Below are 21,799 nucleotides of genomic sequence, written 5' to 3'. Positions count from 1 at the left end.
GGGAAATTAGAGACTGCGTAGGACGCTGACAATCTTGCCGAGGATCTTGGCGTGCTCTGCGGGGAGCGGGTCAAATGCGCGATTATGGGGCATTAGCCACTTGCCAGCAGCGTCTTCGTGCCATTCCTTGACTGTTGCTTCATCTTCAAACAGGGCTGCAACAAAGTCGCCCTGTTCGACCACGTCTTGGGAACGGACTACCACCCAGTCTCCGTCGAGAATGCCTGCGTCAACCATGGAATCACCCACGACCTTGAGTAGGTACAGCTGACCAGAGCCCGTAATCTCCATCGGAAGTGCCATATGACTTTCCACATGCTGTTCCGCCAAAATGGGGTTGCCAGCCGCAATCTGTCCAACGATAGGAACGAAGATTGGCTCTGGCATGTCCTCTGGTATCTCGGGAGTTTGGGTGCTGCCAGTGGCCTTTGGCCCAGGCTTTACCGGAGTGAAAGTGCCAGCTGAGGATTTCGAATCCCTTACGTTTACCGCACGGGGTTTGTGTGGGTCGCGGCGGAGAAAGCCCTTCTTTTCCAACTCCTTGAGTTGGTATGCCACCGACGAGGTGGAATTCAAGCCCACGGCATCTCCAATTTCTCGAATGCTCGGTGGGTATCCGCGAAGTACGACGGCATCCGAAATGACATCAAGAATGCGACGCTGCCGATCGGTGAGTGTTTTAGGGTTCGCTTTCTTCTTTTGAGCCATGGAACATCCCTTCTCAAACTCTTTCGAATGAATGATAGCTCAAAACTGTTCGAATCGTCGAGCATCGAACACCGCACGTCCTTGGATTCTTTGGAAAAAGTCTGCGTAATCCGTGCTCGGAGGCCGTGGCGGTTCCGAAAATCGAAAATAAAACCGGATAGCAGTAGACAACGTTCGAACATGGTGTTATAAATCGAACATGACAAGTTACTCGAACAGTCGTTTGATGAAAAGGTCTAGACGGATTCTCTGCATCCGCCCTTGGACATAGTCTCCAGAGCGTCGGGAAACGGTCGTACAACTCTTATTCTCTCCAGGCCGGCAACGGTGGGAGAGTCAACGTTGGAAAGGGAGAAAACATGATGTCTACGGTTTCAACCGCACTAGGTGTTAGCAGCGCATCTGATATTGACTTTTCTCAAGTTTCCGAGCCCTCTGCTCGGACGACACGGAAAGCCCCGTTGGTGTGGGGTGAACGTAGTGCGTCTTGCACGCAGCACATCGTTCGGCCCGGTCAGCGTGCACGTATTGCACAGCGCAATCGCGATGGGGCTTCATCGGCGCGAATGCGGAGGGACAGGTCGCGGCCTAGTCATGTCTCGGTCAACTACGGGCGCCCGTCTCTACCTGTTAGCAGGGCGCAGCAGTCCAATCGTAGTGATGTATCCTCAGGCACTAACCTGACTCGTTTGATGGCGGTATGGGCTCTAGGGCTTGGTGTTTTCTTCGGAGTTTTCGGCAGCGTGGTCTTTGAACAAGGGGAAAGTGAGACAGTCGAAAGCACCTTTACGTCTACGTACGCTTCCTACTCCGCGCAATAATCATTCCGGTTTCCGGCGTTGGGGTTGGACGTAGACTGGAGGCTGTGTATTGCCAGTTTTGTCACCATGATCAGACACGAGTCTTGGACTCACGGTTAATAGATAACGGTATGGGGATTCGTCGCCGGAGAGAATGCCTGAATTGCGGTAAACGTTTTTCTACGATTGAACGCTCGCAGCTGATGGTTGTTAAACGGGATGGAATCCCTGAGGAGTTCAACCGTGAAAAGGTTATCCAGGGTGTTCGACGTGCGTGCCAGGGGCGTGAAGTATCAGAGTCTCAGCTGAAGAAGCTTGCACAAAAAGTGGAGGAGAGCCTCCGCGAGAAAGGCACGCCTCGGGTGGACTCAAATGATATCGGTCTCGCCATCCTTGAACCATTGAAAGAATTGGATGAGGTGGGTTACCTCCGGTTCGCTTCCGTCTACAAGTCATTTTCTTCGGCGGATGACTTCATCCAGGAAATCTCCAGCATGCGCAAAGGAAAGAAACCACAGGCGCATGGCAAGGAAGCGGAGATGCCTTAGCGCAGCTTATCCACACGTTTTTTTATTCGGGTCAGGGAAACACTGTGGGCTGTTCCCAAACGCTGGGCAAAGAGGCTGACGCGTAGCTCTTCGATAAGCCACTGAATATCCCGAACTTCCGCAGAATGCGCTCGCCCCTTGGGCAGCCGCTCGAGTTTCGCAGCTAAATATTCACGAGCCTCAGTAACCTCATCTTCACGGTCCGCATCACGGCCGGGATCGCGGTTCATTTCCTCAAGGCGAATCTCCATCGCTTGTAGATAGCGTGGCAAATGACGCAGGTGCTGCCATCCGTGCTTGGCCACCGCTCCCTTGGGGAACATGAACTCCAGCTGGCGACGCATATCGTCAATAGCATCGCCTTCCCACTTATCCAGCTGATTAGTCACCGAGACATAGGCCGGCATGGCCTGAGCAATGCCGACAACCAACTGGCGTACCTCCGAGGCGACACCGGAGCGAACCTGTTCAAGTAGCTTGTTGAATTCTTCGGGGGATCGTACCGGGCCACCAGCAGCTATCATGCAATCGCGGATTACTGCGACGCGGCAGTCTTCGACGAGTCCATCTGCGCCGCCATGCGGCCACGCATCCACACCAACGCGTTGCTGAAGTGGAAGTCCCTTAGTCATTTGTGCAGCGTTGACGGGGCATTCGCGCAACAACATAGTCAGGTTGGTAGTTGCCAATGTGGCCTCGGCCTGGGCCTTAGTTGGTTTGACTTCGACGGCCACGCCATCCTTAGTGGTCACAAGCGTCGGATACATGGTGACCGATTGACCGTCGACAGTACTTTTGACTGTCTCTGCCACAGTGCCGAGATTGTCCGAAGTCCATTTTTTCACGGCTTCGTGGGCTGCAGACTTTGCACGCTTCGAAACGGCAGTCGAGACAGTTGCCGCGTGCTTAGCGCGCAAGGGGGCGAGATCACGGCTCTGATCGACAATATTGCCGTGTCGGTCGATAACCGCATAGTTAAAGCGCAGGTGCGCTGGCAGCTTGGACGGGTCAAAATCGGCTCCATTGATGCCGGAGCCTCCGAGCCGTCGTAAAGCATCGGCGAAAACATCAACGAAGCGCCCTGAATACGGCGTCATTGTCTCCAGCGCGCGGCGTGCGAAATCCGGCGCGGGGACAACTGACTTACGCAGAGCCTTCGGGAGAGTGCGAATATAGGCTTCTGCGAGCTCGGCGCGCAGACCGGGAACCTGCCAGTCGAAGCCATCTTCACGCAGACCCGCCAGGAGAGGAACCGGGACGCGAAGGGTTACGCCGTCATCAGGAGCTCCCGGTTCGAACTTATAGGACAGCGAGAAATCGACGGAGCCCTGCTGCCACATTTCGGGGAAGGCATTGTCATCGATATCGCCGGCATCCGGATTGAGCAGCTTGTTCGGATCGAAATCGAGGAGATTCGGCTGCTTGGGTTTGGTCTTTTTCCACCAGCGGTCAAAATTGGCTGCAGTGGTAATGGAAGCAGGCAACTTGGAGTCGTAGAACGCGTAAAGAACATCGTCGTCGACGACAATCCCGCGGGACCGCTGCTTTTCCTCGATCTTCGCAGCTTCGGCCAGCTTGTCTTGGTTGTTCTTGAAGAACTCATGATGAGTGTTCCACTCGCCGTCGACAAGTGCGCAGCGGATGAACATAGAGCGTGCGGCATCCGCATCAACACGGTGATAAGGCACCAGTCGGTCAACGACTACGGGCACGCCGTAGAGCGTCGACTTCTGGTAAGCCATAGCCGCACCGCGTTTAGCCGACCAGTGCGGTTCCGAGTACTGATGTTTCAGCAGGTGAGGAGCCACCTTTTCGACCCATTGAGGCTGAATGGTGCCAACGTTTCGAGCGAAAGTTCGAGAAGTCTCGACGATCTCCGCAGCCATCACCCAGCGGGGTGGCTTCTTCGCCAGCGCGGACGAGGGGTGAATGAGGAACTTCGTGTTTCGGGTGCCAGTAAATTCCTTGCCCTCGCCCTCGCGCGTACCAATCATCGATAACAGACCCGGTAACAGCGACTTTGCCACCTCGTCGGGATCGTCGACACCGCTGGTTAAGCTGCGGGCCGAAAGACTCCAGCCCAGCTCAGCCGTTGCCTGGTGGAGCTGACGCACCAAGTCCTGCCACTCGCGAACGCGCAGATAGTGGAGGTACTCGCGTTTGCACATCTTGCGGAACTGGTTACCGCTAAGCTCGCGGCGCTTTTCCTCCAGGTATTCCCAGAGCTTCAGCAGGGAGTTGAAGTCGCTGGTGGTGTCCTTAAAACGGGCATGTAGCTGATCTGCCTGAGCTTGGAACTCCAGCGGACGTTCGCGAACATCCTGCAAAGACAACGCGGCGACAATGACGGTCACAGCCCCAAGAGTGGTGTTTTCGTACCCTTCGACCAGCATGCGGGCAAGGCGCGGGTCGACAGGTATACGGGCAATCTGTCGGCCGATGTCCGTCAGCTCGGGGGCGTCGGCACTGGCGCCGGAGTCAGATTCACGGCCTCTCCCAGACGCCGACGTGGTGGTAATAGCCTGAAGCTCTGTGAGCAGGTTAATGCCATCGCGCACTGCCTTGTGCTCTGGTGGCTGGACAAAGGGGAAGGCCTCAATCGCGCCAAGCCGCAACGAAATCATTTGCAGTACAACCGAAGCGAGATTGGTGCGCAGAATCTCCGGATCCGTAAACTCGGGGCGAGAGAGAAATTCCTCCTCGCTGTAGAGACGAATCGCCACGCCATCAGCTACACGACCACAGCGTCCAGAGCGCTGATTCGCGGATGCCTGGCTGATGTCCTCGACTGGCAGGCGCTGCACCTTCGTGCGGGTGGAGTACCGGGAAATGCGTGCGGTACCAGTATCGACGACGTACTCAATACCCGGCACCGTCAGCGACGTCTCCGCGATATTGGTCGCCAGCACAATGCGGCGCCCGGAGTGCGGGGTGAAGATTCGGTGCTGCTCTGCATTAGATAGCCGACCGAACAGTGGAACGGCTTCTACACCCTTCCAGCGCCTGCCCTCGATGGCTTCGGCTGCTTCTCGGATCTCGCGCTCACCCGAAAAGAACACCAGGATATCGCCGTCGCCAAGCCGCATGAGCTCCTCGCACGCAGCGATAACACCATCGATCTGCTCGATGGCGACTTCCTTTTCTTGCCCATTTTTCGCAACAACAGTCCGCACCAGAGGGCGATAGCGGATTTCCACCGGGTAGGTGCGCCCTGACACCTCGATGATGGGCGCAGTGTGCTCGTCGTCAGGCGCGAAATGACGGGCGAACCGTTCCGGATCAATCGTCGCCGAAGTGATAATGATCTTCAGATCTGGGCGCTGCGGCAGAATATGCTTTAAATATCCCAGCAGGAAGTCGATGTTGAGGCTGCGTTCGTGCGCCTCATCGATGATGATGGTGTCGTACTCACGCAACAGTCGGTCGCGGCCAATTTCGGCCAGCAGGATACCGTCGGTCATCAGTTTAATGCAGGTATCCTTGCCCACGCGGTCATCAAAACGCACCGCATAACCGACGTGCTGTCCAATCTTCTCGCCCAGCTCATGGGCAATTCGCTCCGCCACCGAACGCGCCGCAATACGACGTGGCTGCGTATGGCCAATCTTGCCCCGCACCCCGCGTCCCAGTTCTAGGCATATCTTCGGGATTTGGGTAGTTTTACCAGAGCCAGTCTCACCAGCAATAATGACGACCTGATTGTTCTCAATCGCCTCTGCAATATCGTCGCGGCGGGCGGACACCGGCAACTGCGCCGGGTAGGTGATGCGAGGAATCGCATTACGACGATCTTCTAACCGCTCCAGCGCAAAGTCGAGGTCTGCAGAGATTGCAGACAGCGCCTTCGGCGCGGATGCTCGCTTTAGCCGACGTCGGAAGGACTGGGCCTCCCGAATAGGTAATTGATCAGCGAGCTGGTAGAGCTCCTTTTTACGCGTGTCCTTAGCAGGCTTGTCAGAGCGCTGCGGCCTGGCGGAATTGCGATGGCGGGAGTGGTGGTTTCCCGACTGGACACGTGGAGCTGGTTTATCAGAACGGCTAGGAGTAGTCATGGTTGCCTACTAGATTAGCCGTGTCTTGGTAGACAACCCACATCTGTGCTGATTGGAGACGCTCAAGATGGTCCGATGGCAGCAGGAAGCGTCCTACTTTGCGGCTGCTAGCTCTTCGGCAACTTCCTTGCAGTCCTCGCGCCCACAGTGCTGTGTCTCGGTATCCTCCCAGCAGTCATCGCAGATAAGCACCTGTCGACGGCAGGTGTCTTCGTTGATGCAGTTTTGGAAGGTGTTTGTGGGCTTGCCGCAGTGGACGCAGTGTCCGAGTTGTACGTAGTCCTCATCTTCGATGCCATCGCCAAACTCCATATGCATGCGCTTGTCGAAGACATAGAGAGAGCCTTCCCACAGCCCCTTATTGCCAAACTTTTCGCCGTAGCGGACAATACCGCCGTCGATTTGGTAGACCTCTTCGAACCCGCGGTTCTTCATAAGCGCGGAGAGGATCTCGCAGCGGATGCCGCCGGTGCAGTAGGAAATAATCGGCTTGTCCTTCATCCAGTCGTACTTGCCGGATTCCAGTTCGTCGATGAAGTCGTGCGTGGTCTTTACGTCCGGGACGACGGCGTTTTTAAACTTGCCAATCTCGGCTTCCATTGCGTTGCGGCCATCGAAGAAGATGACATCGTCGCCGCGTTCTTCGACCAGTTTATTGACCTCTTCTGGCTTCAAATGTGTGCCGCCGCCAATGACACCTTCGGTATCGACTTTAAGCTCGCCCGGAGCACCGAAAGCGACGATTTCGTCGCGAACCTTGACGGAGAGTTTCGGAAAGTCATCAGCGCCGCCTTCGCTCCACTTGAACTGCATGGAGTGAAAAGCGGGGTACTGCTTGGTTTTCTTGATGTACTTCTTACAGGCATCGAGATCACCTCCGACGGTGCCGTTGATGCCGTGCTCGGACACCAGAATGCGACCTTTAAGCCCTAACGATTCGCAAAGATCGCGCTGCCACAGCATAATGGCACGCGGATCGGACAGCGGGGCGAACTGGTAGTACAGAAGAATCTTGCTGATGCTCACGGGGACTATTCTAGTCTGCTCTCCCAGTTATCCTATTTTCGACGTGAGCTGGTGGTCTGGTTTAGTGCTTCTGATAGAGTGCCTTTTTCTGGTACTTGGGCTCGGAAGTAACTAGGACACCGAGGTTGCGGAAAATTGTTTCGTCCACGCTGCCGAGAATAGTGGTGGTGTGGACATCGCAGTTTCGAAGGTTCTTCAGCTCGGCGAGGGCTGCGCGGGCGTCGTCGCTGGTGGCCGCCGACACGGAAAGGGCGATAAGGACCTCGTCGGTATGCAAGCGGGGGTTGCGGCTGCCCAGGTGATGCGTCTTAAGCGTTTGAATTGGCTCGATAGCAGCAGGGGAGAGCAAGTGTAAGTCCGGGTCGATATTGGCGAGCTTCTTGAGAGCGTTGAGCAGCATTGCTGCTGAGCATCCGAGCAGCTCAGAGGTCTTGCCCGTGATGATTGTGCCATCGTGCAATTCGATTGCACTGCCCGGCGCCCCGGTAGATTTCTCAACTTCAAGTGCTGGTGCGACGACTCGGCGGGCAGCTGTCGACACGTTGGCCTTGCTCATAATCATGGCAATGCGCTGCGAAACTTCGTCGTCTGCGCTGTTCTTGTGTTCGTCGACAAGAGCCTTGTAGTAACGGCGAACGATTTCTTGGTTGGATGCCTCTCGGCACACTTCGTCATCGTCGATACAGTAACCGGCCATATTGACGCCCATGTCGGTCGGTGACTTGTACGGCGACTCGCCCGCGAGCTTCTCCAGCAGGGTGCGCAGCAGTGGGAAGACCTCGACATCGCGGTTATAGCTGGTGACCTTGGTGTCATAGGCGGCCAAATGAAAAGGGTCGATGAGATTGATGTCATCGAGATCAGCCGTTGCCGCCTCGTAGGCCAGATTTACCGGGTGTTCGAGCGCCAGGTTCCAGATAGGGAAGGTCTCAAACTTTGCGTAACCGGAACGAATCCCGTGTTTGTGGTCGTGGTAAATCTGCGATAGACAGGTCGCCAGCTTTCCGGAGCCCGGGCCCGGCGCTGTGACAACGACCAAGTCCCGCGTCGTTTGCGCCCATTCATTCAGTCCGAAGCCGGCTTCACTGACAATTTTCTCGGTGTTTGTTGGGTAGCCCTCGATATTGCGATGGCGGATTACGCTCAATCCGAGTCGCTGCAGGCGCTCAATGAAGTTCTTTGCCAGGGTGTTGTCGTCGGAAAGCTGTGTGACGACGACGCTGCCGACAACAAACCCGCGTTCACGAAAAACATCGACGAGACGCAGCACATCGTCTTCGTAAGTGATGTCGAGGTCAGCGCGGACCTTGTGGCGCTCCAAATCCTTGGCATTGATGCACACCATGATTTCCAGATCGTCCTTGAGGCGATCGAGCATAGCGATTTTATTGTCAGGTGTGAAGCCTGGGAGAACACGCGAGGCATGCATATCATCAAATAGCTTGCCGCCCATTTCGAGGTAGAGCTTGCCGCCTTCACCTGCGATGTCTGCGCGCCGCTTCTTAATATGAGCGGATTGCATTTCGATGTACTTCTCGCGGTTAAAACCGACAGCCTGACCCATGGTGCCCTTTCTGAAGTTGTGTCTGCGGGGAGCGCGCTAAATATTGCGAAATTCTACTGTGCCCATGGTAGTGATACCGCCTTGCGAATGTCGTATCGGTTACTGCTGTCGCGGGGGGATTTTGGAAACTTTGGTGAATTAGGCCACGCGTAGGGGATTGTCTGATTAAAGTCCAGCATATTGATATTCAAAAAGAAATATGAAGAGGATGTGACATGCTCGATCCCCAGATGGCATCATCGTCGAATTCGGCAGAACCAACCGCACGCGCCCCGTACCAAGTGGGCAGGCGAGGCTTCCTCGTCGGAGCAACTGCCGTGTCAGCTGCGAGTATGATGCCTGCCGTAAGTGGTGCACCTAAGGCAAACGCCGCTCCTGCAAACGGGGCTTCTGCCGCCGCGGGGAATTCGACCACCAATTTGAATGTCGGTCGAGGAATGGCCGATATGACAGGCGAGCCACTCGGCGCTGGCATGAACGGGTATGCGGTCATGGATCAGATCACCTCGGGTCTGCGTCTTCGCCAGATGGCGCGTGCATTCATCTTCGGCGATGACAACGACAACCGTGTCGTCCACGTCACCGCAGACATGGGGCTCATGTTCCAGTCCATCCAGATGGAAGTTCTGCGGCGTCTCCGAGCTCTTTTCGGAGACCTCTACCATGAGGGCAACGTGCTTATCTGCGCATCTCACACGCATGTTGCGCCGGGAGGTACGTCGGGCCATCTCATGGTTGACCTGACTACCCTCGGATTCCGTCCCGTCACTTTCGAAGCTGTAGTCGTCGGTGTGGTCAAGGCTATTGAACGTGCACACGCTGATTACCAGCCGTCGACTATCCACCTGACCAAGGGGATTGCCAAGGATGCGGGTGTCAACCGCTCCCTGCAGGCATTTAAGCGTAACCCTGAAGAAGAGCTGCGTCGCTTCCCCGACGGAGTCAACCCGGAAAGCCATACACTGCACGTGAGTCGCGGTGGCCGCGAAGTCGGATTCATTAACTGGTATGGAATTCATCCGACCACCTTCGGTCCCGAGCACACCATCATCGACGGCGACAACAAGGGCTACGCAGCATGGAAGGTCGAGGTCGACCGCGGGGTTACCCACCGTGAGCCGGCCGATGCCCCCTTTGTCGCCGCATTTACCATGTCGTGCCCGGGTGACATCAGCCCGAACATGGGGCTCGTGCCAAATTCGGGCCCAGGCAACGGAGACGAAGCAGAGTCCGCCCGCATTCTCGGTCAGCGTCAGATTGACGCTACCCAGGGACAGACCATTGCACTGCCAGGAGGCGGTATCTCCACTGTCCACAAGTGGGTCAACCTTGGCGATGTCGACATCGACGGCCAATTCACGCCCGACGGCCAGCCGCACCGCACTGGACCTGCAATCCTCGGTGCGGCCTTCGCAGCCAGTAGCCAGGAGGATGGCGGTGGAGAACCAGCCCTCGGGTTCAACGAAGGCGAGCGCGGCGGTACGCCGTGGGTGCACCAGCTCAATAACGTCGTACTCCCGAAAAACATCGGGGAGATTCAGGGCAACAAAGAGTGCCTGCTGCCAGTCGGCTACATCGATGGTCTTCTCCAGCAGACCCACATGTTCTCCATCACCCGCATCGGTGGCTTCACCTTGATCACCAATGGCCTTGAACCCACCACAATGTCGGGCTACCGCATGCGTCAGCACGTCGCTGAAGTCCTCGGTGTTCCAATCGATACTGTCATCTGCCAGGGCTACACCAACAGCTATGGCCACTACGTCGCTACCCCAGAGGAATACGATCAGCAGGACTACGAGGGCGGCGCAACGGCTTTCGGCAAGTACACGCTCAGTGCGATGATTTCCATTTATCACAATCTCGCTCACGCGCTTGCCGACGGCATTGCGGTCGAGCCAGGCCGTGCGGCAGGCGATCTCACTGGCATCATCCCGCCGTCGCCAGCAGGAGGAAAGGTTATCGATTCCGCTCCAATGGGCAAGAATTTTGGTGACGTGCTTGAATCCACGGCAAGCGTCACGGTAGGGCAGAAAGCCGTTGCCCAATTCGTCGCGGCAAATCCGAATAACGACTTGCGACTGGAAGACGGCTACCTACTTATCAAGAATGACCGCGGTGAGATTGTTTCCGACGACTGGGACCAGGCAACTGTCATTGAATTTGCCAAGGACGGTATTTATACCACCGCCAAGGTCTCTTGGGAGACCGGAGGAGTCGCGCCGGGCAAGTATGACATCATCGTGCGTGGTAGCGCGTTGGGTGTTGGTGATTCATTGAACGAATTCGAGGGAGTCGCTTCGGTGGAGCTCGTGTAAGAACGTCCAATTAAATACATTAATGCGCACAACGTGACTTATACTTTGGCCCATTAAAATCTCATCAAGGGCTTGTCTCACGTATAGTCCGTTGTGCGCATTATTTGTATGTATCCGTCAATTTGGCAGGAGCAGTCTGCTTCATGAATACCCCAAACAATCCATACAGCAACAACGATCCTTACGGTGACGGCAGCCGGGACAATGAGTCCAGTAACTATGACTCCCAGAGCCACGGTTTTCCCAACAATGGTTCGCAGGACTACAACCCTTACGGGGTCGATTCGGACGCACAACATGGCTCGCGTGGACCAGAGGATTCGCCACAGTGGAATCAGGCTCACGGTAGGGAACAGGCCTATGGCGATATTCCGTCCTACGGAACTGGCGAGCCAAGCGAGAACTATGGTGGCCAGCCCTATGGTGCGGGATCAAGCTACTGGCAGCAACCGGCAGGGGGGAATCCTGCAGCCGGTGCACTTGCTCCCGGAGTCAACATGCCAGGTGGCAATGAGCCACCGGTGAAGCCTGTGGCACAAGGGCCGACGAAGGTCGACATTGGAAGTGCCTTTTCCGCAGCGTTTCGTAGTCTAAATAGCAATTTTGCTTCTTGGCTTGGCGTCATGCTGACGTTCTTCGCCGTACTAGTCGCCCTGATTGTTGGCGCAGCGGCAATTCTCTTTGCCTCTGGTGACTTCGATCCGGAATTTGAGCCGAACTATCCAGGCGATGTTCCGTTTGAGGATCTAGGGTCAATGTTCGCGACTGTCGGCGCGATGGCACTCCTATTTGCCGTGGGCATGTTCGCGATGCAGGCATTTATGCTGCGCGGTGCATTCGAAGCTGTCGATGGGAGAGTGCCGAACTACGGTACTTTCTTCCGTGTAAACAGGTGGGGATCTCTTATCGGTGTCTACATTGTCACGTTCCTGGTGGGACTGCTCGCCATGCTGCCGGGGATGGTGCTCTTCATCGCTGGAGTATCCCTGTCCGCCAATGGCAGTGAAGCTGCCGCGGCGATGATTCCACTGGGCTACTTGGTTTTGTTGTTGACGTCGATTTTCATCATGCCAATTACAGCGACTATGCCACTACTTGTTTTCGATGGTCGAGCAACTGCGCTTGAGGCGCCGGTTGTCGCTTGGCGCCTGGTAAAGCCCCAATATTGGACGATGCTTGTTGCATTCATACTGACGTCGATTGTTTCTTCCGCAGGTGCGATGCTCTTCTATATTGGCATCTTGTACACAATGCCGCTGGCTATGCTGGTTCAGGTGCACATCTACCGCCAGCTCATCGGTGGCCGTCGAGTTATTAATGAAGCGCAGGAAAATCCGGGCTATTACCCTCCGCAGCAGTAGCCGAAACGAATAAGAAAAAGCGCCCAAGGAACCGGTACAAATTGGTTCCTTGGGCGCTATTTGATCAGCAGGAAATCCTGCGGGGGAGCGTTCGACTATCAAAGCCGAACGTATCCTCCTAATATTTAGCGGGTAGCCTCAGCGAAGACAGCCTGTGCAATACCAGAGACGGTGCCTGCAATCTTCACAGCTTCCCAGACCTGCTCCTTGGTCAGACCAGCATCGCGGACGACCTTTGCGTGGGAGGTCACGCATGCTTCACAGCCGTTGATGGCAGAAACTGCCAGAGACCACAGCTCGAAGTCTTCCTTCTCGGCACCCGGATTGGAGATGATGTTCATGCGCAGACCGAACTTGACCTGTGCGTAGTCATCACCGAGCATGTGGCGAGTGCGGTAAGCGACGTTGTTCATGCCCATAACGGTAGCCGCACCAAGCGCAGACTCGAAAGCCTCGTCAGACAGGTGCTCCTTGGCTTCCTCAGCAATCTCGGAGAAGACGGTCTCGTTGCGGGTGGCAGCAGCAGATGCAAGCAGGGTACCCCACAGCTGCTGCTCGGAGAGTTCCGTAGAACGGGTGAGAGTGCCAAGGTTCAGCTTCATGTCCTTGGCGTACTCCGGTAGGCCGGAACGAAGGTTATCGATGCTCATATGAGTTACTTCAGCTCCTGCTTCAGAACATCCATCTTGTCGATGTTCTTGGTCGGGTCATTCTTCTGCCAGTTACATGCGCAGACCTCTTCAGACTGAAGAGCGTCGAGAACACGCAGAACCTCGTCAACGTTACGACCGACAGCGTCCGGGGTAACGGAGACGAACTGAATGATGCCGTCCGGGTCAATGATGAAGGTTGCGCGATCTGCAACACCGTCAGCGTTCTCGACGCCGAGTGCACGCATCAGGTCGTGGCGGATGTCGGAGAACATCGGGAACGGGATGTCCAGTAGTTCCTCGTGGGTTGCACGCCAGTTGAAGTGGGAGAACTCGTTGTCGCCAGAGCCACCGAGAATAACGGTGTCGCGGTCTTCGAATTCCTCGTTCAGCTTGCCGAATGCAGCAATCTCCGTCGGGCAGACAAAGGTGAAGTCCTTCGGGTAGAAGAAGACGACTTTCCACTTACCCTCGTAGGACTCATTGGTTACCTGCTCGAAGTAGTCATCCGGAGAAGAAGCGTTTGCATCACGCAGGTTGCCGCCCTTGAGAGCGGTTAGAGAAAACTCGGGGAACTTGTCGCCAACAGTCAAAATTGCCATGGAATCCTCCTGAATGTATTCCTTCTGGGGTCACACGCCATTATGCCTATGGATTCCCAAACCGTCAAGAGGAAAAAGTTAATAAGCTCGTGTAAGCTTATAGGTATGCGTAATAGAGATTATCGGCCCACTTTGCCTCAGTTACGTGCCTTTGTCGCGATTGCCGATACCGGTCACTTCGGTCAAGCCGCTGCCCGTCTCGGCATTTCACAGCCCAGCCTGTCACAAGCGCTTTCCACCCTTGAGCAGGGACTGGGGGTGCAGCTTGTAGAGCGTTCGACTCGCCGAGTGCTGGTGACGCCACTCGGTCGCGGTCTGATTCCTTATGCACGCCAAGCATCTGAAATTGTTGACGAGATTGTTGCTCGCGCATCTGGCCGTACAGATGATTTGTCCGGACCACTATCCATTGGTGTTATCCCTACGGTTGCTCCATACGTGCTGCCCAACTTCCTCCAGTTAGTTCGTGACGAGCTGCCAGATCTAAGGCCTAGGATCGTCGAGGAGCCGACCGAGCGCCTCATCGAATCACTTCGTTCCGGCACCATTGATGCAGCCATCATGGCACTGCCGTCCGATGTGCCTTCCTTTGAAGAAATTTACCTCTACGACGAAGAGTTCTACATCGTCGTGCCAGACGATCATCCGCTGGCAGGTAAGGAAGACGTAAAGCTTGAGGCAATCAGGGACTTGGACTTGCTCCTACTTGACGACGGTCATTGCCTGCGTGACCAGGTGTTGGATATCTGTCGCAAGGTCGATGCTGTTCACGGCGAGACCTCCGGCTTGGAAACACGGGCGGCTTCTCTATCGACCGTCGTGCAGTGTGTTGCCGGTGGGTTGGGGCAGTCGCTTGTGCCGGAATCGGCTGTCAAGATTGAGGCGGACCGTCCCGGTCTGGCTGTTGCGCGATTCGAGGGTCCGGCACGGCCGGGACGCACCATTGGGCTGGTTCACCGGGCATCATCGGTACGCGGCGGCGAGTTCAATCGAATTGCCGAACTGGTACGGCAGGCATACATAGACGCTATTGCCTAAAGCTCTCTTGGCGCATGTTGCAGTAGCGTACGAAGTAAGCCAAACCGGGCTGGCAGTTCCAGCCCGGTTTAGCGTTTATCCCTGAATAATTCGCAGTGATGCCAACCTGACTTCGCCGCATTCATCAGATGCAGCCAAGTCAACGTTCGCTTCAAAGCGCCAACCGTGGTCACCCTCAGGATCATCGAGTATCTGGATCACATGCCATAGGCCCTCACCAGCCTTGCGGTCAATCGAAATCATATCGCCGCCGCGAGCCTTAGCATCGATGCCTAGGTCATCGTATTCATCGAAGTAGTCATCCATCGCGGCAGGCCAATCTGGTGCGTCGTCGAGGTAGTTGTCCAGGTCGGCCAGCTCCTCCTCCTTTTCAAAGGCAAAGAGCTGCACGTGGCGGAACATGAGATTGCGCACCATACGGGTAAATGCACGCTCATTGCCGGTAAGAGGCCGCGACTCGTCGGTGCCAAAAGCCGCTTCCTTGAGAGTTTCTTCGTCCAATGGCTTGTCCGGATCGGCCATCTGCGCCCATTCATCTACCAGGGAGTTATCCACCTGCACAACGAGCTCGCCGAGCCATTCCACAATGTCCCGGAGCTCCTCGTTAGCAGCTTCCGGTGGGAGAGTGTGTCGCAAAGTGCGCCAGGCATCGGTGAGGTAGCGCAAGAAAATACCTTCGGAGCGGGCGATTCCGTACTCAGATACCACATCCGAAAAAGTCATGGCCTTTTCCACCATCTCGCGCACCACAGATTTGGGCGACAGCGAAAACTCACGCACCCACGGGTGACCTTGGGCATAGGTGTCGAATGCGCCCTCCAGCTTGTCGGCAAGCGGCATCGGCCATGTGATGTCTTCGACGATGTTCATACGTTCGGTGTAATCAACGCCTTCGGCCTTGAGCGCGGCAATTTCTTCACCGCGTGCCTTTTTCTGCTGCGCGATGAGCAGCGGGCGAGGGTCTTCCAGAATTGACTCAAACACACTGATGACATCGAGTGCGTAGTTCGGGCTGTCCTTATCCAGCAGTTCGAGCGCGGCGATGGCGAAAGGCGACAGTGGTTGGTTGAGCGCGAAGTCACGCTGCAGCTCCATTGTCAGCTCGGGGCGGCAGTCATCGCCCTCGCCATGCGTGACGACGATTCCCGCGTTGACCAAACCGCGGTAGAGCTCAATTGCGGTCAGAATAGCCTCGTTTTGCTGGTGGCGGGTGTCGTGATTGGTGCGCAGCAGATGACGCATGTGTTCGTAGGTATCGCCCCCACGTGCAATGACGTTGAGCAACATACCGTTGGTAACTGCAAAGCGACTGGTCAGCGGCTCTGGTGGCTGAGAAACGATTTTGTCGAAGGTCTTCTCCGACCATGTCACTTCGCCCTTGGGAACGGACTTCAGCCGCAACTTCTTCAGTTTGGCCTCATCCTGGCCGGCACGGCGACGCAGCTTGGCATTTTCGATTTCGTGTTCAGGTGCTTCGACAACTACGGTGCCCTCGGTGTCGTAGCCAGCACGGCCGGCGCGTCCAGCAATCTGGTGGAACTCGCGTGACTTGAGAATACGGCTACGGCGGCCATCGAATTTGGCCAAACCGGTAATTAGCACCGTACGAATAGGCACGTTGATGCCGACGCCGAGGGTATCCGTGCCACAGATAACCTTCAGCAGACCAGTCTGAGAGAGACGCTCAACCAAACGACGGTACTTCGGCAGCATTCCCGCATGGTGGACGCCAATGCCCTGGCGCACCAACTTGGAAAGAACTCGACCAAAGGCCGTGGTAAACCGGAAATCGCCAATCTCCTCGCGAATCCGCTCCTTTTCCTCCTTCGTCAGCAGCTTCAGACCGGTCAGTGCTTGAGCCTGTTCAGCTGCTTGGCGCTGGGAGAAAAAGACGATGTAGATTGGGGCTTTTCCGGATTTCAGCAACTCCGCCAGCGTGTCATGAACTGGCGTGTAGACATAGTGGAAATCCAACGGCACCGGGCGCGTCGTACCTGTAACGAGGTTGACGTCGAGGCCCGTGCGTTCCTTCAGATCCGTCTCAAACTTTTGAGTATCGCCGAGAGTGGCGGACATCAACAAGAATTGGCAACGGGAAAGCTCGAGCAGTGGCACCTGCCATGCCCAGCCGCGGTCGGGATCCGCATAGAAGTGGAATTCATCCATTACCACCTGGTCAATATCGGCGTCGGCCCCGTCGCGCAGGGCGATATTGGCGACAATTTCCGCAGTTGCGCAGATGATGGGGGCGCCGCCGTTGACGGTGGCATCGCCGGTCATCATACCGACATTTTCAGCGCCAAAGACCTCGCAGAGGGCAAAAAACTTCTCGCTGACCAAGGCCTTAATAGGCGCTGTGTAAAAGCTGCGCTGACCACGGGCAAGCGCGCAGAAATGGGCGGCTATAGCTACCATCGACTTGCCCGACCCCGTTGGAGTGGCAAGGATGACATGGTCGCCACCAGCCAAACCGATAGCGGCCTCTTCCTGCGCCGGGTAGAGCGTGATGCCCTGGTCCCTGGTCCAGGCAATGAATGAGTCCATAATCGCATCGTCGAAAAGGGACTCAGGAACCTCAGCTAGGTCGGGAAGCATTTCAGATAGTGACACGCTTCCCACCCTAGCGGTAACCCCGGATTAGAAGCGGAACCAGGGCTTCCAGCCACGCCGACGACGAGGCTTTTCCGGTTCACCGGATTCTTCGCTTTCTGCCTGCTCTTCCCGAGGCTGCTCTTCCCGGGGCTGTTCAGACTCAGGCTGTTCGGCAGTTTCGTCTGCAGAAAACTCCGCAGACTTATCATCCGCCGAGGTCGACTCGGGTTCTTCCGACTGTGCGTCAGCGTCCTCTGATGTAGTTGCCGAGGAATCCGCGTTGGCCGGGGTTTCCGCCTCGGTGTCAAGCGAGGAAGAGTCCTCTACTGGACGCAGCGGTTGGGAAGCGAGAAACTTCTCGAACTCAGCGCCAATCTCGTCGGCCGAAGGCATCTCGCCGTTAGGCCCAAGCAGGGGAGACGTCTCCAGCTCTTGACGACGTTGAACTTCCTGGTCGTACTGTTCCTCGAGAAGATTGACCAGCTGAGAGACCTCGCCGGAATCATTCGTCTGCGTATTGAGCAGCTCCGCCACCCGCGCGGATTCCTTCTCCAACGCCTCAAGCGGGAGCTTGAGCTTGGCTAGCTTTGCTACCTCCTGCAACAGCCGCAGTGATGCCAGCGGATACTCAGAGGCCGCGACATAGTGTGGTACCTGCGCGGTGAAACCAAAGGCATCACAACCGCGGCTTGCGAGCTCGTACTCAATGTTCAGGCTCGCAGCACCCGGAACCGTGACGCGGTTGCCCCAGGTATGCATATCACTGAGTTTCCGCTTATCTGTGCCATGGGCGATGATGCCCAGCGGTCGGGTGTGCGGAACCGTCATCGGCGCCGAGTACAGTGACACGGTCCGACCGACATCGTAGCGCTTAGCCAAATCTGCGACCGCAGTCGAGAAAGCCTCCCACCGCATGTCTGGCTCGGGGCCAGACAGCAGTAAGAACGGCTTGCCGACGTTGTCGCGAACCACATTGAGCGACAGGTTCAAATCGGATACATCCACGATCTGGTCGCGGTTCATCGTCACAGCGGGACGGCGGGAACGATAATCAATCAGCTCGTCGATAGAAAAGTTCACCAATGGACGGTGCTCGAGAGCATCCAAGAGGAAACTAGCTGATTCCGAGACTGCATTACCGGCATCCGCATAACCGCTAAGCGCAATGACCAGGGTCAGATGCCCCTCGCTTCCCGTTACGTCAGGAACCGGGAAAACTACCTCGTACATATTGCCCTGAGGCTTGTCGGTCGGATCACTCACGTACGACTACCTCCTGCATCACATTTTTCGTCATTTGAAGTAAGCAACCAGGATACCGCAGAAAATATTCCAGTTATCCACAAGTCGAAAGTAGTCCACAGATGCGCCGATTCTTCCGGTCGCGCACAAGCAAGGCTGTTGCGGATTCGATAACAATGAGAGCCACCAGATGGCGAGAGGATTGTCCGCTGTCGAGCTATCCCAATGGGGGAAAAGGGGTAAGGAATCAATGGGAAACAAAAAGAATTTCGGTGCAGGAAAGATGCCTGAAATTGAGCCGAGTGTCTTTCTGACGAACCTGCCAGGAATCGTTGGATTCTATCCGCGGGGGCAGGTAGTGATTGCGGCGTTGTACCGTCAGCAGGTCGAAGATTTCATCGACGGCAAGGTCGAGTTTGACCCGACAGCGCATGCTGGCCCGATGCTGATCAAGGATGTGGCCTCGATGGAGAGCAATCCTGACTTGGTGCGGGCAGCTGCGGACTTCTTGCTCGATGAAGGCTGCACTCACGCAGATGTGTTTATCATCGACGAATCCTGGGGGATTGAAAAGGACTCGACACCTATTACAGGCTGGCTGCGAGAAGGCGGTCTGCATGAGGTGCGTTTGGCGGGCGTTGCCACTATTGCTGCGGGGGAAGTTGTCACGGACGAGCAGGGAGAGATTGTCGGCATTGTCGGTGACAGTCTGATGACCGAGAATGCAAATCTAATCTCTCGGCAGGGAGAACAGATTTTCAAAAACTATGAGGAGTACCGCAGTTATTTTCGAGGTGGTCAATTCCGCGACAGTAAAGATAGGGCTCTGATTGAACGCCTCCGGGAACGAGCGATAGCCGTTGAGCAGCCGAGGAAGCTCAAAATTGGTTCGGACAATCCCGCGCTCATTGAGCACTTCGACATGCTAAAAACCGCCGTCGAAAACGTGGCCGATGGTGTGATGGAAGCACATGAGGCTGTGCGCGATGAAAACGCAGGATATGCCATTGCTGCAGCACTGACCAACGTTACCTTGCGCGATATGTCCATGATTTTCATCACTACGCAGTTGGCGCAAGCAATGGGAGAAATCTGGCGCGAGGCCGCAATTGTCCACCGCGGCAGCCTGCGTGCAAACGCTTTAGCGTGTTTTGCCATCGCAAAGTTCGCGGCTGGACTGGAGAACTATGCGCAAACAGCCCTCGATGAGGCAGCGGGGGAGCAACCGAATCATTCACTGACTCAGTTGCTGGAAATTGCGGTCGCCAATCAAATTGTGCCGAGGTGCGTCGGCACAATTCTTGGGGCAGCACAAGAGGTACTGCGCAGGGTATACAAGGTGAAAATGCCGCGAATTGAATAGCGACCCTGCAAGCTGTGCTGCCGTACCTAGCGGTGCGCCGAGTGGGCTCGGTCGCCGAGGGTCTTGGTGTACTCCCATGCATCGGCGACGATGGTTTCCAGCTCCGTGTGATTGGGCTTCCATCCGAGCTCGTCCATGGCACGCTGGGAAGAGGCAATAAGAGTTGCCGGATCACCGGCTCTGCGCGGTGCATCCTCAGCGGGAATCGGGTGACCGGTGACCTTACGGCAGGTCTCGATGACCTGGCGAACCGAAAAGCCGTCGCCAGAACCGAGGTTAAAGATACGGTGCGTACCCGGCGCGTTGGACTCCAGTGCCAATACGTGCGCATCCGCGAGGTCTTTGATGTGGATGTAGTCACGAACCGCGGTGCCGTCCGGAGTCGGCCAGTCATTGCCAAAGACCATAATCTTGTCGCGATGACCAAGCGCAACCTGGAGTACCAGTGGAATGAGGTGAGTTTCTACCTCACGGTTTTCGCCAAAACCGTCCCAGGCACCCGCCACATTGAAGTAACGCAAGCTGGTAGCGCCGATGTTGTATGCCTTGGCGTAAGACGCGATGGCGTAGTCCATGGCCAGCTTAGTGGCACCGTAAGGGTTAGTCGGTGCGGTTGGCATGTCTTCGGTAATTGGTGTCTTCTCTGGCTCACCGTAGGTTGCGGCTGTCGAAGAGAACACCAAGCTATTCGTACCGGTATCACGCATCGCGTCGAGTAGCTTCAGGGTTTGGCCCACATTGTTGTGCCAGTAGTCGGAAGGAACTTCGACGGACTCGCCAACAAGCGATTTCGCAGCGAAATGAACGACACCGTCGAAGCTGTCGGAGGACAGAACCTCGTAAGCCTTGTCCGCCACATCACCTTCGACTAGGGTTGCGCCCTCCGGTACCGCATCACGGTTGCCAACAGAGAAGTTGTCCAGAATGGTGACGTCGTGGCCAAGAGAAATCAATACTGCCGAGCAAACGCTACCGACGTAGCCGGCGCCACCAGTGACTAGGAGTTTCATTTGGTAATCACCATGATCGCGTGAGACAGAGTATCTGGAATGTCGAGAGAATGATCACCGCGGGCAAGAGTCACGCGGCCAGCGGCAACCTCGGCAAGTGCTTCAGTACCCGGCATAATTCCGGCCTTGTGGAGACGCTTCATGTAGCTCTGCTCGACCTGCAGGATTTCGTTAATCTGGACGATTTCAATCGTGTACTCACCGGGGTTTAGGTCGGAGAGCCGGCGAACGTTCTCTAACGGCTTTGGTGACTGAGTTCCACCGAGGTCTTCCAAACCGGGGATCGGGTTGCCGAATGGGGAGCGTGTGTAAGAGTCGAGCACGTCGAGAAGTTTGCGCTCGACCTCGTCACTCATTACGTGCTCCCAGCGGCAGGCTTCATCGTGAACCTTGTCCCATTCGAGGCCAATGACATCCGTAAGTAGGCGCTCAGCTAGGCGGTGCTTACGCATGACAGCTGTGGCCAGCCTGCGGCCCTCGTCGGAAAGCTGCAAGCTGCGATCTGGGGCAACTACAAGAAGGCCATCGCGCTCCATGCGCGCAACGGTTTGGCTAACGGTCGGCCCCGACTGCTCAAGGCGTTCGGCAATGCGAGCACGCAAAGGAATGATGCCCTCTTCTTCGAGTTCGAAAATCGTACGTAAGTACATTTCCGTGGTGTCAACCAAATCCCTCACGGTTTTCCTCCGATAACGCAGTCTTAAAAGTTTTCACTCAAGTATTAGGATAACCACATTTGCGTAAGAAAGATGTTAGGGCTCGCAAATCCAGTGGCTGTGGTGCTGATTAGGCAGCGAAAAGCTTGGTTCGGTGGGCGCTGCTGAGATGTAAGGGAGCGTACGCGATGTCGAAAGTTCGACTTGCAGTCGAAAACGCCGACCGCCAGTGTGGATGAAACTCCCGCACGGGGGTCGGCATTGCAGTC

The 21,799-nt window shown here is 56.0% G+C and carries 15 protein-coding genes; 5 read left to right on the top strand and 10 right to left on the bottom strand.

Features of this window, described 5'->3' with window-relative positions; all coding sequences use genetic code 11:
* Nucleotides 1-6 precede the first annotated feature (6 nt).
* A complete protein-coding gene (gene lexA, locus HMPREF2860_RS03145) occupies nucleotides 7-708 on the bottom strand; it encodes a transcriptional repressor LexA (RefSeq protein WP_038628778.1) in 702 nt (233 codons plus the stop codon).
* 865 nt (nucleotides 709-1,573) lie between these two features.
* Between lexA and nrdR the strand changes: the two genes are divergently transcribed.
* Complete coding sequence (gene nrdR / locus HMPREF2860_RS03140; protein ID WP_038628780.1) at nucleotides 1,574-2,056, top strand: transcriptional regulator NrdR; 483 nt, start codon at nucleotides 1,574-1,576, stop codon at nucleotides 2,054-2,056.
* Here the strand turns inward: nrdR and hrpA are convergent.
* The 3 genes from hrpA to HMPREF2860_RS03125 all read right to left on the bottom strand — a co-directional run bounded on the left by hrpA (nucleotide 2,053) and on the right by HMPREF2860_RS03125 (nucleotide 8,698).
* Complete coding sequence (hrpA, locus tag HMPREF2860_RS03135) at nucleotides 2,053-6,108, bottom strand: ATP-dependent RNA helicase HrpA (protein ID WP_038628782.1); 4,056 nt, start codon at nucleotides 6,106-6,108, stop codon at nucleotides 2,053-2,055. The genes nrdR and hrpA overlap by 4 nt on opposite strands.
* Nucleotides 6,109-6,201: 93 nt before the next feature.
* Nucleotides 6,202-7,134, bottom strand: a complete 933-nt coding sequence (locus HMPREF2860_RS03130; RefSeq protein ID WP_038628784.1) for an oxygen-dependent tRNA uridine(34) hydroxylase TrhO — start codon at nucleotides 7,132-7,134, stop codon at nucleotides 6,202-6,204.
* 61 nt (nucleotides 7,135-7,195) lie between these two features.
* The gene (locus HMPREF2860_RS03125; RefSeq protein ID WP_038628787.1) at nucleotides 7,196-8,698 is read right to left on the bottom strand and encodes a DUF1846 domain-containing protein; all 1,503 of its coding nucleotides are present in this window, start codon (nucleotides 8,696-8,698) and stop codon (nucleotides 7,196-7,198) included.
* A 215-nt stretch (nucleotides 8,699-8,913) separates the two neighbouring features.
* Here HMPREF2860_RS03125 and HMPREF2860_RS03120 point away from each other — a divergent pair, with 215 nt between their 5' ends.
* Both HMPREF2860_RS03120 and HMPREF2860_RS03115 read left to right on the top strand, forming a co-directional pair.
* Nucleotides 8,914-11,016 (top strand): neutral/alkaline non-lysosomal ceramidase N-terminal domain-containing protein, encoded by a 2,103-nt coding sequence (locus tag HMPREF2860_RS03120; RefSeq protein ID WP_038628790.1) that lies wholly within the window; start codon nucleotides 8,914-8,916, stop codon nucleotides 11,014-11,016.
* Nucleotides 11,017-11,159: 143 nt separating this feature from the next.
* The gene (locus HMPREF2860_RS03115) at nucleotides 11,160-12,377 is read left to right on the top strand and encodes an MFS transporter (protein WP_038628793.1); all 1,218 of its coding nucleotides are present in this window, start codon (nucleotides 11,160-11,162) and stop codon (nucleotides 12,375-12,377) included.
* Nucleotides 12,378-12,502: 125 nt separating this feature from the next.
* Here the strand turns inward: HMPREF2860_RS03115 and HMPREF2860_RS03110 are convergent, their stop codons facing one another.
* Together HMPREF2860_RS03110 and HMPREF2860_RS03105 are read right to left on the bottom strand one after the other, a co-directional pair.
* The gene (locus HMPREF2860_RS03110; RefSeq protein WP_038628796.1) at nucleotides 12,503-13,027 is read right to left on the bottom strand and encodes an alkylhydroperoxidase, AhpD family; all 525 of its coding nucleotides are present in this window, start codon (nucleotides 13,025-13,027) and stop codon (nucleotides 12,503-12,505) included.
* Between the two features lie 5 nt (nucleotides 13,028-13,032).
* The gene (locus HMPREF2860_RS03105) at nucleotides 13,033-13,629 is read right to left on the bottom strand and encodes a peroxiredoxin (RefSeq protein ID WP_016422637.1); all 597 of its coding nucleotides are present in this window, start codon (nucleotides 13,627-13,629) and stop codon (nucleotides 13,033-13,035) included.
* Between the two features lie 105 nt (nucleotides 13,630-13,734).
* Between HMPREF2860_RS03105 and HMPREF2860_RS03100 the strand changes: the two genes are divergently transcribed.
* Entirely contained in the window at nucleotides 13,735-14,667 is a 933-nt protein-coding gene (locus HMPREF2860_RS03100) for a hydrogen peroxide-inducible genes activator (protein ID WP_038628799.1), read from the top strand.
* A gap of 75 nt (nucleotides 14,668-14,742) precedes the next feature.
* On the opposite strand, the gene HMPREF2860_RS03095 is transcribed toward HMPREF2860_RS03100, so the two are convergent.
* Nucleotides 14,743-17,262, bottom strand: coding sequence for a DEAD/DEAH box helicase (locus tag HMPREF2860_RS03095; protein WP_141745471.1), 2,520 nt, complete (start codon nucleotides 17,260-17,262; stop codon nucleotides 14,743-14,745).
* 42 nt (nucleotides 17,263-17,304) lie between these two features.
* Nucleotides 17,305-18,522 (bottom strand): PAC2 family protein, encoded by a 1,218-nt coding sequence (locus HMPREF2860_RS03090; protein WP_038628806.1) that lies wholly within the window; start codon nucleotides 18,520-18,522, stop codon nucleotides 17,305-17,307.
* Nucleotides 18,523-18,751: 229 nt separating this feature from the next.
* Between HMPREF2860_RS03090 and HMPREF2860_RS03085 the strand changes: the two genes are divergently transcribed.
* Nucleotides 18,752-19,864: a DUF4192 domain-containing protein gene (locus HMPREF2860_RS03085; RefSeq protein WP_224792282.1), complete on the top strand. Its 1,113-nt coding sequence runs from the start codon at nucleotides 18,752-18,754 to the stop codon at nucleotides 19,862-19,864.
* A 26-nt stretch (nucleotides 19,865-19,890) separates the two neighbouring features.
* Here the strand turns inward: HMPREF2860_RS03085 and galE are convergent, their stop codons facing one another.
* The gene (gene galE, locus HMPREF2860_RS03080) at nucleotides 19,891-20,874 is read right to left on the bottom strand and encodes a UDP-glucose 4-epimerase GalE (RefSeq protein WP_038628810.1); all 984 of its coding nucleotides are present in this window, start codon (nucleotides 20,872-20,874) and stop codon (nucleotides 19,891-19,893) included.
* Nucleotides 20,871-21,551, bottom strand: coding sequence for an iron-dependent transcriptional repressor DtxR (locus HMPREF2860_RS03075; protein ID WP_038628813.1), 681 nt, complete (start codon nucleotides 21,549-21,551; stop codon nucleotides 20,871-20,873). The genes galE and HMPREF2860_RS03075 overlap by 4 nt, the downstream gene beginning before the upstream one ends.
* Nucleotides 21,552-21,799: the final 248 nt, after the last annotated feature.

The organism is Corynebacterium sp. HMSC064E10 (assembly GCF_001812505.1).
In the GTDB taxonomy this organism is placed as follows: Bacteria; Actinomycetota; Actinomycetes; order Mycobacteriales; family Mycobacteriaceae; genus Corynebacterium; species Corynebacterium amycolatum.
Note: the sequence above shows the minus strand (reverse complement) of the source record. Positions and strands in the feature narration are given on the sequence as shown.